The sequence below is a fragment of the Bremerella cremea genome, from assembly GCF_039541315.1.
GTDB lineage: Bacteria > Planctomycetota > Planctomycetia > Pirellulales > Pirellulaceae > Bremerella > Bremerella cremea.
This window is the reverse complement of record NZ_BAABFZ010000009.1, coordinates 35,368-49,325: the sequence shown is the minus strand read 5'-3', so window position 1 is coordinate 49,325 and position 13,958 is coordinate 35,368. Positions and strand designations below refer to the sequence as shown.

14 protein-coding genes are annotated in these 13,958 nt (G+C 58.3%); 3 read left to right on the top strand and 11 right to left on the bottom strand.

The window, feature by feature from the left end; all coding sequences use genetic code 11:
• Positions 1-83 precede the first annotated feature (83 nt).
• A complete protein-coding gene (locus tag ABD890_RS23465; RefSeq protein WP_345095171.1) occupies positions 84-524 on the top strand; it encodes a hypothetical protein in 441 nt (146 codons plus the stop codon).
• 34 nt (positions 525-558) lie between these two features.
• Here ABD890_RS23465 and ABD890_RS23460 read toward each other — a convergent pair whose 3' ends face one another.
• From ABD890_RS23460 to ABD890_RS23450, 3 genes are read right to left on the bottom strand one after another with little or no spacing between them, the layout of a single operon-like run.
• Complete coding sequence (locus ABD890_RS23460) at positions 559-834, bottom strand: hypothetical protein (protein ID WP_345095170.1); 276 nt, start codon at positions 832-834, stop codon at positions 559-561.
• Between the two features lie 60 nt (positions 835-894).
• Complete coding sequence (locus ABD890_RS23455) at positions 895-1,329, bottom strand: hypothetical protein (protein WP_345095168.1); 435 nt, start codon at positions 1,327-1,329, stop codon at positions 895-897.
• Between the two features lie 28 nt (positions 1,330-1,357).
• On the bottom strand, positions 1,358-2,755 hold the full coding sequence (locus ABD890_RS23450) for a tetratricopeptide repeat protein (RefSeq protein ID WP_345095166.1): 1,398 nt from the start codon (positions 2,753-2,755) through the stop codon (positions 1,358-1,360).
• A gap of 411 nt (positions 2,756-3,166) precedes the next feature.
• Between ABD890_RS23450 and ABD890_RS23445 the strand changes: the two genes are divergently transcribed.
• Entirely contained in the window at positions 3,167-4,693 is a 1,527-nt protein-coding gene (locus ABD890_RS23445) for a hypothetical protein (RefSeq protein WP_345095164.1), read from the top strand.
• A 143-nt stretch (positions 4,694-4,836) separates the two neighbouring features.
• Here the strand turns inward: ABD890_RS23445 and ABD890_RS23440 are convergent, their stop codons facing one another.
• The 3 genes from ABD890_RS23440 to ABD890_RS23430 all read right to left on the bottom strand — a co-directional run bounded on the left by ABD890_RS23440 (position 4,837) and on the right by ABD890_RS23430 (position 7,886).
• Positions 4,837-5,499, bottom strand: a complete 663-nt coding sequence (locus tag ABD890_RS23440; RefSeq protein WP_345095162.1) for an ankyrin repeat domain-containing protein — start codon at positions 5,497-5,499, stop codon at positions 4,837-4,839.
• Between the two features lie 264 nt (positions 5,500-5,763).
• Positions 5,764-6,429 (bottom strand): ankyrin repeat domain-containing protein, encoded by a 666-nt coding sequence (locus tag ABD890_RS23435; RefSeq protein WP_345095160.1) that lies wholly within the window; start codon positions 6,427-6,429, stop codon positions 5,764-5,766.
• A 401-nt stretch (positions 6,430-6,830) separates the two neighbouring features.
• A complete protein-coding gene (locus tag ABD890_RS23430; protein WP_345095158.1) occupies positions 6,831-7,886 on the bottom strand; it encodes a leucine-rich repeat domain-containing protein in 1,056 nt (351 codons plus the stop codon).
• 213 nt (positions 7,887-8,099) lie between these two features.
• Between ABD890_RS23430 and ABD890_RS23425 the strand changes: the two genes are divergently transcribed.
• Complete coding sequence (locus ABD890_RS23425; protein ID WP_345095156.1) at positions 8,100-9,458, top strand: tetratricopeptide repeat protein; 1,359 nt, start codon at positions 8,100-8,102, stop codon at positions 9,456-9,458.
• Between the two features lie 23 nt (positions 9,459-9,481).
• Here the strand turns inward: ABD890_RS23425 and ABD890_RS23420 are convergent, their stop codons facing one another.
• The 5 genes from ABD890_RS23420 to ABD890_RS23400 are packed head-to-tail and all read right to left on the bottom strand — an operon-like array spanning position 9,482 to position 13,949.
• Complete coding sequence (locus ABD890_RS23420; RefSeq protein WP_345095154.1) at positions 9,482-10,402, bottom strand: hypothetical protein; 921 nt, start codon at positions 10,400-10,402, stop codon at positions 9,482-9,484.
• Entirely contained in the window at positions 10,386-11,270 is an 885-nt protein-coding gene (locus ABD890_RS23415; protein ID WP_345095152.1) for a hypothetical protein, read from the bottom strand. The genes ABD890_RS23420 and ABD890_RS23415 overlap by 17 nt, the downstream gene beginning before the upstream one ends.
• Positions 11,260-12,120 (bottom strand): hypothetical protein, encoded by an 861-nt coding sequence (locus ABD890_RS23410; RefSeq protein WP_345095150.1) that lies wholly within the window; start codon positions 12,118-12,120, stop codon positions 11,260-11,262. Before ABD890_RS23410 ends, ABD890_RS23415 begins: the two co-directional genes overlap by 11 nt.
• The gene (locus tag ABD890_RS23405; RefSeq protein WP_345095148.1) at positions 12,110-13,057 is read right to left on the bottom strand and encodes a hypothetical protein; all 948 of its coding nucleotides are present in this window, start codon (positions 13,055-13,057) and stop codon (positions 12,110-12,112) included. The genes ABD890_RS23410 and ABD890_RS23405 overlap by 11 nt, the downstream gene beginning before the upstream one ends.
• On the bottom strand, positions 13,047-13,949 hold the full coding sequence (locus ABD890_RS23400; protein WP_345095146.1) for a hypothetical protein: 903 nt from the start codon (positions 13,947-13,949) through the stop codon (positions 13,047-13,049). Before ABD890_RS23400 ends, ABD890_RS23405 begins: the two co-directional genes overlap by 11 nt.
• Positions 13,950-13,958: the final 9 nt, after the last annotated feature.

Below are 13,958 nucleotides of genomic sequence, written 5' to 3'. Positions count from 1 at the left end.
ATGATGGAAGAATATGCATCCCAAACCTAGCCCGTAACACTGGGCATCAACCCCGAACAATCCGGCTAGCGACGAGACATGAATTGAAAATCACGATGGGCGATATCGAAAGCGAGCCTGGTCGGGTTACCTATCGCGGACTTGGCTTTGGCGAGGCGACGGCGGGCGCGTTCGAGTTGCTCCCTTATCGCATCGAGCTTTCCGTGGCGGAGTTTCAGTCCGCGATTCAGCAGGCATTTGATGTGTTCGTAGAGGAGACCCAGCGCGACGATCGGCTCACGAATGGATCGTTAGAGATTCCTGCGCTGAAGCGTCACGGCTATCCTTCTTTCGATGTGCTCTACGACGCCAGCCCAGCGGATCTATGCACGATCGTGCAGGACTTCTTGTTCCTGGAACTGCTCGACGGCCTGCTCGGCAACTCGCTGCCGACGGAATGCCAGTTCGCCATCAACAGCCTGGAAGCGATTGCCTTCACCGAGAACGACGTAGTCGTCACCGGCGCCGCGTATGCGATCGGATGAAACGAGCTCCCATAGCGACAGATGTGCCCACCGATTAAAATTCGTCCGAGCGCTGTCTTTGCAGCCAGGTCTCGATTCTTGCGCGGGTGTTTGCAGGGCCTTGTTCCGGTTGCAGCGAGTGTGGGCGGTCGGCGTAGATTCGGACGAGCGATTGCCGTGTTGGTTCGGGACAGTTGTTCAGAACCGTTTCCACGTCGCGATCGTTCAGGCAATCGGCGACCTGATTCCAAACCTCGGCTGGGCAGATGATGCCGGCATCATGTGCCCGAACGATCTTCTGCAGGAAACCTGCCGGTGAGGTCTCGTTCATTACGGTAATCGCCAGGTGTTGAGAAATAGAGGACGCACTGAGAACGCTTCGCCAGCGAACTCACGAGTCGCGACGGGATACCAGGCAATCTCTCCAGAGGGTTAGCATGTTGCCGACCTGGTCGACCATGGCAAGAACGCGGAAGTTGCCGTGGGCGTGGCAAGCGGCACGGCATTCCGAAAGCAACTGCTCAAGGTGTGGCAGCTTCTCCAGCGTGAGGCGTTCCGTCTCGGTACGCTCAGTCGCATCGGTCAACCAGCCATCGAGCACGACGGTGAACGAGACGTACATGTAGACGAAGCCAGAGAACGTCCATTGTCGCTGGTCGAGCTTGGACCACCAGGTCTGATCGATGGCTTCGCCTAGCGGTGGCGGAAGTTCACGGCCGCTACATGCTTGCCGGCAAGCGACAAATGCTTCCAGAAATTGCCGAGCCGGGTGGGAGGCTGGCAACTTGAACAACGGGCGATTGGCGTCGTAGATCTCTGCGATCATGGTGCGATCTTCTTGGTTCCCCGGTCGTTCAATCCTCGATCACTTCGGCCTGAACGACTTCTTCGGTGGCTTCGGTTGCGGGCTCGGTTTCGTCGGGCGGGTCGTAGCGGATTTCTCGGAAGAAGGTCAGCATGCCTAGCCAGCCGATCACGTTCAACATCACGTGCGTGGCGATTGTTTCGGTGGTGTGGTCGACGAAGAATACTTTCACGCCGACCACGATGGCCAGCACGAAGGAAGTGACCAGGTACTTGGCGACCGGAAGGGACTCGGCCCAGGTATCTTTCAACACGAACTGGGCCGCGGCCAGATAAACGTACGCGGCGGTCAAAGCCGAACCGAACACCAGGCCATCCCAGGTCACCAATCCCCACACGCCGGTCACGACGATCGCCAAGAGCGACGCCGCCAACAGCCGCAGCCCGAGCCGCTTCTGCCAGACGAACTTCTGCATGTTCGTTTCAAACGGAAACAGCGTGTGCGAAATCGGCATGATCCAAATCGGCAGCACGGCGTAAGGAATGATCAGCGGCGCGATGCTTAAGATCCAAGCCACCACGTCGTTGTCGCGATGCCAGAACCACATGGCGAGGTAAACGACCGTCAGCAGCAACACCAGCCAGATGGTGGCGTTGTCGTTGAGCACGGCCTGCAGCCCTTTGGAATAAAGCCGCAAGCCGGTCGCGTACCATTCAAACGGCGAGTACACACTCGGGAACAGAATCGAATCGAGCCTTCCCAATTGCCACTTGGCCAGCACGTCGGGCGGGTCGAGTCGCAGTGTCTCTTGAAACTGATGACGGGCCTGCTCCCGCTTCCCTTGCATGAAGAAGCAGACGCCCATCTGATAGTGCGTGTTGGCGTGGTTCGGTTCGCGGCGGAGGGCTTCACGCAGCGCCGCCAGCGCCGGCTCTGGCTGCAACTTCTCGATCAGCAGCCGACCCTTCAAATTCCACGGACTGGCCGCCGCAGGGTTCAGTGCGATCACGCTTTCGCAATGCTTCAAGGCGGTGTCGTACTCTTCGGTATGCAGATAACACTCGGCCAGAATTTCATGCACGTAGGTATCGTTCGGGTCGATGGCCAGCGTCGGCAGCAGCGCCTCGATCGCTTTCTCAGGCTGAGCCGTGTTGTGATAGCAAACGCCCAGATTGACCTGCATAAAGTGCGAACCGGGAGAGATGGCCAGGGCGGCCTGAGCGTTCTCGATCGCCTCTCGAAATTTGAACTTCCGCGAATAGCAGTAGCCAAGCTGAGCGAGCGCGTAAGGGTTGTGCGGCTCGAGCGAAGCCCACCGCTGCGCCTCGATCAGGGCTTCGTCCAATCGGTTGAGTTCCAAAAAGAACTCGACCCGCCCCGAAGCCACGTCCCCCGCAGCCCAATTCCCATCCCCCGCCGAGGCGCGGCCCGCCGAAGAATCGTCCATCGCAAACCGCCTTGGGAAGAGCGAAGAAGTGAAGAGAACGCGAGCGGTTCATGGTAGCGCGCTGGGGGGCGGAATGGTAGGGTGCGCTGGGAAAGAGAATCCGCCTAGGCCGCAACTACCTGTCCGAAGAGTCGCTGATTCACGAGCCTTCGAATCAGCTGAAACAGGCGGATATCAGGCTTTCCTGCCGCGGCTTCGCATCAGGCCGTCTAGCAAAGATCGTTCACGGAACGAAGGACGACAAACACCGGTTAGGTACCAGAGCTTTTCAGGCAGGTTCGTCCAGGGCTTTTGACTTCTTCGCCATAAAAATGGTCTCATTGATTGCGTACCGACTTCCAAAGATCTAACCTGACCCTTGAGTAACCCTGGTCGCGATTTCAATCAACGCATGTGAGGCAACACGCGCAGATGAACATTTCCATTCTAAGTAGTCGTGTACAACTTATCGGCTTAATGTTCTTCCTCGCGCTTAACGTTAGTCATGCGGTATCGGCGGCGGAGCCCGCATCTTCCGATACGAAATACTTGGAAGTCGTCCGCAACACGGTCGACAAGATCTTAGAGAACGGGCGAGATACCTACGGGGAACAACAATCCGGAATGATTCTTTCCGTTCTGGATCGAAAGACCGGAAAGCCATTGCGGTCATTGCCCAAGGCCCCGGCTGGTGTCCGGCACAGCGATCGAACTGGGCCAGGCGGTTCCAATGCGAATCTTCAGCAAGACCTCTACCGCACGATGTTGCATCTTAGCCGAATGACGGGGGAAGAACGGTACGAACAGGCAGCCCAAACGGCATTGGTCGACTTCGTACGTATCACGCAGCATCCCGAAACAGGCCTGCTCGCTTGGGGCGAGCATCTTTACTGGAACTGCGTCGACGATCGGCTGGGGGACTTGGACCCGAATCAAACGCACGAGCCGAAAGAGAAATTTGTCGTCTTCGATTTGGTTTACGATGCCGAACCTGAACGAACGCTAAAGTATGCCTATGGGCTTTGGGAACATCAAATTGCGGACCAGAAGACAGGGAACTTCAGTCGGCATGCGAAGTATCACCGTCATGGCCCTGGGCGAGACTATGACTTTGCGAAAGAAGGCGGGTATTTTATCGATACCTGGTCCCGTGCCTACGCCGCAAATCATGACGAGCAGTTTGCCAAAGCGGTTCGCGTGCTTACACAAAGATACCTTGACCGGATGAGTCGCCTGGGGCATCTGTCGCTCGACAGTTCCGACCGCGAAGCGTGGTTTCAGACATCACCTTCGTTGTATGCCGTCGCCCTGGCGGCCGAATGTACCGATGCCGCACAACGGATGGATGATCAATCGGCAACATTATTACGACAATTGGCCAGCTCTCAGGACCAAGCGTTCCTTTCCATGCCGCACAAGCCTGCGGATCCTGAGTTTGGCTTTGTCAGCTATGCCGATACAGAGACCGGTCAGCCGAAAACTGTCGAGGCGAAACAGTCCAACGGATATTCACGCCATTGGGGACTGGGATATGGCGTCCACTCGACGGCCATGATTGCTTTGCAGTGCAACACGCGCCAACAGCAACTCGGCAAGTCCGAAATGGGTGACAAGTATCGAAAGCTGGTCGTCGAAGCAGGAACACTCTATCTCGAGGAACATCCCGATCCTCGACAGGATGATCTGTGGGCTGGTGAATACGGGACGGTCATTTTTACCCTGCTTGCAGCGCACCGCATCACTCAGGAAGAACGCTACCTGGATCGCGCTCGCAAATTGGCGGACGAGGCGATTGCAGTCTTCTGGGACGAAAGCAAGCCTCTGCCGCGGGCTAGTTCGCGAACCGGATACTACGACGTTGTATCTGGCTCGGACACATTACTCCTGGCGTTGCTCGCCGTTCACGAAGAGTTAAACAACCCGCAAACGATCATCGAATTTAGCGATCTTGTTCGATAAAGCAGAGAACCTGCCGTTGAAATGTTGCTCGTATGCGTTGTTGATCGACGATTCGCCCCGAAGGTGAGCGTCGTGCATCGAACGAGCTTCGCAGGGGACGCCGGCCAGGAACCAGGTTCCTTCGAGCCGTTCGCAACGAGTTCTTACGGGCGATAGTCTTCCCCGGACCAGCCGCCGCTTTTGGTGAGCAGCGTCACCATGCGGTGCCGCGTGATCGGGGGTTCGATGGCTAGGGCGTAGTCGAGTGCGGTTCGGAACGAGTGGTCGGTGGCGTTGACGCTGGCGCCGTGGTGGATCAACGCTTCGGCGACCGGCAGGTCTTGGTTTTGCACGGCCCACATCAGCGGCGTGATGCCTCCCCAAGGCTTGTTCACATCGGCCCCGGCATCGATCAGAATCAATAGCACGCCGACGGCCGGATTGGGATGCGAACGCTGATCGCTCGCCACCCGCCGCACTTCTTCGGGAGATCGGCAGAAGAATAATGGGGTCATGCCGTCGTGCGTTTCGCCGTTGGCATCGGCCCCCAGTTCGATCAGGTACGCGACCACTTCGGGCTGGCTGCCACTGGTCGCCATATGCAGCGGCAGGCCCCATTGCTCGTGGTTGTGATTCATTCGCAGATGATGCGATGCTTCCAGCCGGTTACGGATCTGGCGTTTGACCAACGGCATATCACCGCTTATCAGTGCGTGGTGAACGGAATACCGCGATTGCGCATATTTGAAACCACCAATCGCAATACCGATCAGTAGCATCACAAAAACGACAATTTGCGTCGTCAGTCCGTTACGTCGCGTAAGCATGAAACGTCTCCGCGTAAGCGTGCGTGCCGAAAGGACGGTCCTTTCGGAAGGTAACAATAAGAGCCTACTACTTGCGTTGCCTGCGACCGAAACCATTTCCAGAGTCGCGGTCACCCGCCAACGAACTGGGAGAAGCACCATCGCGTCGGTCTGCTTCCGCTGGTGGGCGTCGTTCTTCTGTCGCGGCGAACGCGGCAACTTCGTCCCGCGAAGTCAGCGCCGATGCATCACCGCAACCTGCAATCTTCGCGACGCGCTCCCGACTTATTGCCTGGAGGGGGCCTGGGCCGAGAACGCACCTTGGTCTGTGAGCAAGGTGACCAACAGATGCCGAGTGACTTGTGGTTCGATCTCGAGCGCGTGATCGAGCGCCGTTCGTACGTTGCAATCGATAAGATTGATCGCCGCGCCATGTTCCAGCAGCGAGCGGGTCACCGGCAAGTCGCAATTCTTTACCGCCCACATCAGGGGCGTAATGCCGTTGTAGCGATAGTTGATGTCGGCGCCGGCATGCAGCAGCACCTCTTGCACCAGGACGGCTTGATTGGGAAAGGCCTGATTGGCCGGATCGTTGACCAGCAACTTCTCGGTGGTGTGGCAATAGAAGAGCGGTGTCAGGCCGTCGTCGGTTAATGCGTTGGGGTCGGCCCCGAGGTCTAACAGGTACTGGACGATTTCCGGCTGACGAGCCGCCGCTGCCAGGTGAATCGGCTGTCCCCATTGTCCTTCAGGGCCAGTCAAATGAATACGCTGTGTGGCATCGGCTTTCGAACGAACGAGTTGCTTCAGCAGCAACATGTCGCCATGGAGAATGGCGTACTGCACCGTGTCGGAACGGTGGGCATAAAGGTAACCAGCCGCTGGCACCGAAAACAACAGCACCAGCATCACCAGCACATTTCGCGTTGCGATCCCATGCCCCCGAACCATCGAACTTCAAGCTCCTGTTGGTTAAAGAACGGTCCCGCACAAACCACCCTGCCCCTTCGCTGTGCCCCGCATCGATGGAGTCGATGCCAGCGTGGGTGGCTTATGCCGACCTGGACCGTGATACCCCTCGTCTAGTTGAGAGTCTAACACCAATGTGCCGGTCGGCAGCCGAAGGAAGCGAACTCGCGGAGAACCGCGAAACCGATGGGCCAAACCTCATTTCCCCAACCGCAACGACCGCCTGGCAGTCAGCCAAACAGAACGGTTATCCCGCCCCAGCACCGCCCACCAGCCCACCACGTTGCGTTCCTTCAACATGCCAGCAAGAAGATAGATGTTCGCCGGGCGACCAGTGGGTGGATGGTGGTCGTCGATCGTTGAACCTGAAACGCGGCGACACACTACCGTCGGCCAGGCCGCTTGCTCTGCAGCTCGTCGAGTTCGTTCTGAATTGGGGGCGATTGGATGGTGACTTCCGACCAGTTGAGCCAATACATCATTTTCAGCGTGTCGACTGATTTCTGGGTGAGTTCGTCTGAATAGAAGGCCAGCGAACGCAGGTCCATCAAGTCGAGCAGGCGGCGGACTCCTTGGTCGGTGATTTGCGTGCGGTCGAAACGGAGTGTGGTCAACAGCCCTCCCGTACGGACGATCGTGGCGATATCTTCGTCATCGATTGGGGACTGCAGCAAAGCCAATTCTCTTAGCGAGAAGTTGTCGGCCGTGTTCGGCAGTGATTCCGGCGGCAGGTGGATGCCACGCAGCGTGAGCGACTCGACGCGCGCCAGCTCTCGCAGCCCTGCCATCTCGGTTGGATCGACTTCCACGAAGTTCATCTCCAGCCTCTTGAGTTGGTGCATTTGCCAGATCGCGGCGAGCTCGGTCGAATCGAGTTGACCCCGCGTGAGAACCAACGCTTGAAGTTGTCGTTGCGGCTGTGCCGGGTTGTAGCCAGCCAGCGGGTGGTCGCCAACGTCGTTTAGTTCAAGCTGTTGAAGCGTGAGCCCGGTCCACAGCTCACGCTTCGGATCTGCTGGCAGAGGCGTGTGGTGCATGGCGACCTTCGTGACGTTGGGCAGGCGCGAGAAACTCGGTCCGGTCGCGTCGATGGTGCATTCCCACAAGACCAGCGACTGCAGCCCCTCCAGTTTCGAAAGAAGTTCCCAGGCCCGATCATCGAGATGAACGCCGTTGAACCGGACGGTATGAACCGGAACGTGAAGCCGCCCCTGCTGAAGCTGGCTCCCGTCAGGAAACGGGATGTCGACGTAGCTGCCGTGTGAGCCCCACGCCGGTGCGGCCTGCAAAAAAGCCTGATACTCGGAAAAGAGCGCCTTCGCCGCTTCGTTCTCGGCATGGTAAGCACTCCGCAGCGAAACCAGCCACCCCGAAGCGCAGGCAACCGGCAGCACGAAAAGCATCAATCCCCGTAAAGACCATCGCCAAGTTGAACGCATGTCAAACCTATCCTTCTGCCAACTGCCCCTCGCCTTAAGCAGCGACGGGGAACCGAATTGTAGCGGATCAAAACGCAAGTGTCCCTCTTCCAGCGGCAGACTTTTCCCCCGGTGGGCTTCGCTGCGGGTGTGGCATGGTTGGCGGGCGGCGGTTGTTGGGGGATGATATAGGGCAGATCTGTGGCGCGGTGCAATTACGGAAGGATGCTTGTGGTGGAAAGTGCTTGGCAGGGGCGGTCGTTTGTCGAGACGGCGATTGGGCTCTTGAAAGGGGGCGATAGCAACCGGGCGATGGCAGTTGCCAAGGAAGCCTTCGATCTCGGCCAGATCCATGGCGACAAGCAGCAGGTCGCGGTTGCGCTGATCGTGAAGGCGATGGGGTGCGTCCATGCGGGCGATCCGTTTGGGGCGGTCTCGTCGTTGGAAGCGGCCCATGCCGCCGACTCGGAGCACATGCTCGGCGCGTACGCGCAGATCTCGCGGCGGCTCTTCCCGACCCGCATCTTTCCCCCGACGGAAGATTTGAGCGAGCTGGCCATTCAACAGGCCGAAGTCGATCGGCTGGAAGAACTGCATCGGACGATTCTGCAAGAGCCGACCGATTATCAAGGGTACGTCGATCGGTCGCTCGAACTGGGACAGATCGATACCGAGATCTACGGCGAAGCGGAAGAAGAATCGCTGGCCCTGGTGACCGAGAGCGGAATCCGCCAAGACTTCATCCTGTGCGACGCCACTGCGGCGATCCTGGCGGCCGACGATCCGAGCGCGAAGGAAGGCTGCTATATCCAGCGCTCGACCTGCTGGTCTTCGCGTCCGCAGCTGTGGGCTGGCTTTGAAGAATTCGACCTGCGTTGTTATCAGCATGAAGTGGCAGACGTCCGTCAGGCGATCGCGTGCGACATTCCGCCAGGAGGCGCGTACGATCTCGACCTGGCCCGGGCCTTGCTGCATACCAACCAGCTTGATGAGGTGATGCACCTCGTTCCGACCAATCCGATGGAGTTGGAACCAGACGACGTCGAAGCGTGGCTCGCGATTCAGGCCGACGCCCTGCAGCGCAGCGGTCAGTACGCCGAAGCGGTCGAAGCACGCTCGCTGTTGGTGGTGATGCAGGAAGATGCCTATTCGACGGCGCGCTCGCTGCAACTGCTCGACCGGGCCGAGTGCTACCTCGAGCTGGGCAAGTTTCAAGAGGCACTCGACGACGTCGAACGCTTGTTACAAGTCGAGCCGCAGCAGATCACCAGCGCGGTCTTCTTACGATATCGCATCTGGCTGCGAATGGGACGCTGGGACGAAGTGCAAGCGACGATCGAAGGGGACGAGTCGGAAATGGCCAGTGCCTGGATCGCGCGGCGGGTGCGGGCCGAATACCTGATGAAACTCAACCGCTGGGAAGAAGCCAAGGCTGACCTGTTGGCCCTGATCGAAGCGGTGCCTGACGTGGAATGGGAAGCCCATCGTGACCTGGCCGAAGTCTATTCGCAGCTAGGTCAGGCCGACCGGGCCGCCGAGCACTCGGCGCAGTCGAAAGCAATCTTCGACGCGCTGGAACCTTGGGATCGCTAGTGTAGATCGCTCGCCCCGGCTTGCTACGAAGTGGGGACTTCGCCGATCAGTTTAAGAACCTGGCGGACGAGTACCATGATCCAGAAGACGAAAAACCATAAGATTACGAGCGCAATTGTCACATAGAACACCAGCATTAACTCTGGCAACGATACGAAACCTTGCTCCAGCTGCAGACCATCGACGTATGCAAAGACTAACGCGAACACCATCGCAAACATCACGCTGGCAATGCCGGAACGAATCCAAACTTTGCCGATCGGTTCTCGCGAGACCAATGGCCACGCGGCTAAAGCGACTTGAGCACCGATTGCCAGCGAACTAATAGTCAGCTCGATCATGTCGCGATAAACGTAGAAGCTGTTTCGTTGGCTATAACGGGCCCCTAGGTGGAAGACGGTCATTTCCATGCATTCGAAGCGAAGGATGGCGATCCAGATCGCGATCGCTGCGACAAGCATCAGCATGTCGAAGATCGAAAGCTGTGACGAGAAATTCTGGGACGACTCTCGCCAAGAGACCACGGTTTTCAAGATCTGCGTGTCGAAGTAGGTTCCGAATGTGAGGACCAAGATCAAGAGAGTCATGTCAGGCGTTATGCCGCCGCTGCCGTGCAAAAGGAGCCATGCCCCGCAAACGGGTACGCACCATATGATGGTGCGAGCACCTAGCGACATTCCACGCAACTGGCTGGTCGCCATGACGACCGAAAACAGGACGAGCGCGATCAGCAGCCCGAAGTTGATGAAGGAACCAAAGATCAGAATCGTTGCTGGCGCTGTCGCCAGGAGTGCCGCCAGCATGCAGCCGAGCGATGTCGTTGCATCGGTGGGCCGGAGCGCGGAAGGTGGCGCCGGCTCCATCTCGGGACCTTCGCCCAATTCTTCGAGCGGTGTCGCAGCGAGATCCGATTCAGGTTCGGACGGTTCAAGGTTGTGGGACATGCGTGGGCCAGATACGGAAAAAATCTAGTAAGGTCCGAACCGACAGAATCGTCAAGAAGATGCTTCCCCAAAGCGCGAACTGCACCAGGGCCATAGGCATCCATCCGACTTGGTACAACGCACCAGCCGATGGCAACGTCGGATCGGTGACGACCCAGATGATTACCAGCTCGAGTAGCAACAGAACCTGGGACGTGACCATACAAGTCACCAGCGAGATGAGCGTCAGCTTCCAGCGCGGTGTCCGATCGTTCAGGATCAGCGAGGCGATCGAAACGCAAACGCTCACGCGGATCGCCCAGCACCAGATCACAACGATCTTGTCTGCCGCTATTTCGCCCCAGGCCTGGTGGAACTCGGTGAGGATATAGTTCCCCCAGGCAAATGACGCCGCCAGCCACGCAACCAACAGGAAGAGCTTGGACAGCGAAAGGTGACCCGGGAAGAACCGATCGCCCTGCCACCAGTTGCAGTAGCGCTGCACGAGCAAAACCATGGCAAAGATCAGAATCGTGGTGCACGTCATCCATTGGATTTCGAGATGGCCCTGGTACGCCGAACGGGTTCGTAATGACGCGGCCGGGAGCGGAAGAGAAATCACGAGTAGGGCCAGCCCCACAAGCCGAAGCTGAAAATAGCGATGCATCGGAGGCCAGGCCGCCAGAAAGACAACGATGGTCAAAACGCCCACGGCAACCACAGAGGGGGGCGTATTTATGAGGCTGACTGTCAAGATCGCCAACCAGGCAGCCGCGCAGAACGGCGGACCGCAGCCAACCAGTTCATCGGGGCACTCTTCCGTCGGCTGCGATTCTGCGGGAGGTAATTCGTCGGGCAGAGGTTGGTTAGGCAGAGGTTCAGTTGGCATGCTTTGGTCTCCCCACGCAGAGGCGATAAAGCGTATGCAGTGCCAGGATGGTGGCGACACTCAACGCCCACAAGATCATGGCGGCCAGCGAGCTATCAATCCACGACTGCAGCGTAAACTGCGGACCTGAAAGCTCCGGTTCATCGAATATCAGCGGACCCCCCAATGCCAGCAGCATGAAGAGCCCCTGCCACGTCAACAGCAGCAGCAGGCCGGAACCAAGGATGGCCTGCCACCACTTTCGTCGGCAGTCGATTACCAGTGAAGCGATGCTGGCCGAAAGCGTTGCCACCCCGCTGCCAACCAGCATCTCGACAATCGTATCGCGGCTCGAATCTTGCCAGCCTTCGTGGTAGCCTTGGACAATATATTTCCCCCACAGCATCGCTACCGCAATCCAGGCTATCGCGAGAAACAGATGCGCCAGCGAGATCTTCTGACCGAAGGCTGGCTCGCCGCGCCACCAGCGCCGCACGGCATGCAGCAGCCACGCACTGAGAAACGAAACCAGCGCGGCCCAGGTCATCGACTGAACAAGATAGTCGCGGTCTGGCACGCTCAATTTCACCATTTTGCTGAAGATGGTTGGAATGATCAGCAACATCAGGGCAAATAGGCCCAGGCGACGCTGAACGTAGCCACCGCTTTTCGGTAACGCCCCCAGCATTACGGCCACAACGCAGGTAATCAGGTACCAACACAGTTCGCCCCAAACCTCGAACTGGACCAGTTGGCTCACGAAAAACGCCAGCCAGATTACCGCGACCAGCAGCGCCCAGATCCGAGGCCGTACCTCGGCGGGCGAGGCTTCTTGCTTGGGGGGCAATTCTGCTTTTAAATCAAGTGACATTCTTAGGCTTTCGTGAACAGCAGCGAATGATCGTCCCGAGCGAAGCCAAGGTCAGCACAGCGGCTAACCACCAGGCAGCTTGCGTCCCGATCTGCACCAGAAACCAGTGTTGACCATCGGGCAGCGCAATAAATTGATAGTACGGCTCTTTTCGCTCGACGTAGTAGCCCGTCTGGTAAAGCGTCAGCGCGAATGTCGGTACGAGCAGCCCAGCCGACCAGAGGAGTGTTCGCAGCGGTTTGCCACGCGGGTTAAGCATCATGCTGGCTAGCCCCAATTGAACGCCAATCGCGGTGGCTTCGAGCATGAACGTGGGGACCAGTTTGCGGCCGACCACCAAGGGACGCCAGAAAGATTTCATCCCTTCGTGAATGAGTAGCCCGATCAAATAGCTCGCCCAGATCGCACAGGCGATGCCGACAACAAGCCACACGAGGTCGACGTTGGTGAACCGCCAGCCTCGGATCGGATCGCGGTGCCAGAGCTGCCGTGCTTGTTCAATGATCCAGGCCGCGACCAGCGCTACGAAGACCTTGTACACCATCTCCAGCTTCGTCCAGGCGAGGTACTTCGGGAAGAAGTACGGCACGTCGAAATACTCGTTCAATAGGTATGGCGCCGGGATTGCCGCCAGCAGTAGCAAACAGCCAAACGTCAGCCGCACCCCGATCGAAAGCCAGCCGACCCGCGCGGCCGCGATCGTCGCCATGACGATGCCTGACGCGACGACGATCCAGCGAGCGCGCAGGTCCGGAAACAGCAGCGGCGTGGCGATATAAAAGATCGGCAGCCAGGCGATCGCCAACAGCAACGCTACGGTCGAGCATAACTGTGGCTGCGTGGAAGTGGGTTCCACTGGCGGCGCGATTGGGATGGTTTGCTCGGCGTGAGGGGCGACCTCCAACGAACGAGTTACGTCTTGCGATTCACGGCTCATCGGGTTCTGCCCGTTTGAAAAGAAGAAATAGGTTGCGAAGCGATCCGAGGGTAATCACGGCCACCGACCACCATTGAATTTGAACGAGGATCGACTCCCAGATCCAATAGAACGCGAAGTTCGACTGCAGGACGCTTCCGCCGGCGGTTCCCCTATCCAAATCCAAAAGGACGCCGTTCAAGATATTCAACGGGAGCGAAGCCAGCAGCAACAGTCCCGAATCGTAGAGTGTTTTTGTCGGGCGACCGTACGGTTCGAGCACGACGCTGGCGAAGCCGAACTGCAAGCCGGTGATCGCGACAACCGACAAATAAAAGAGGGGGAACCAAATCACCGCGCCTCCTGAGAGAAACACGTCGGCAAAGCCTTCCTGGTGATAGAAGTGAATGATCAGGCCAATCCAGCCAGCGATGGCCGCGGTCAGCCAGAACAAGTTCGCCATCGATATCTGCCAACGGTGTTCCTCGCGGTTTTGGTTCCAGCGACGAAGCTCTGCCAGAAACCAACTGCAGGCGAAAGCAAAGGTCGCGACCCAGGTCATCTCGAACGCATAGGGACGCCCAGAGTCGATCAGCACCGGAGGCTTCTCGTACAACGAGTTCAGCCAGCGAAAGACCCACGGCGCCAAGAACATTACCGCGACCAGGCACACCAAACGCCCGCCGAGTGAAAACCTTCCCTGACGCCCTACCGCCAACAAGGCCGCCATGGTGCAAAGCAGCAGAAGATACGAGGGATGAAACAGTTCTGGCCGGACGATCGGCGCCACGACGAACACCGCCAACAACCAGCCGCCCGCCAGAACCCAGGTCGCAACCGTGACCCACGAACGGTCACGGCGTGCCCCAGCGCGGCGATCCAGCGAGTCGTCAGGTTGGGTGTCGGTGGACATGGAAGAGTG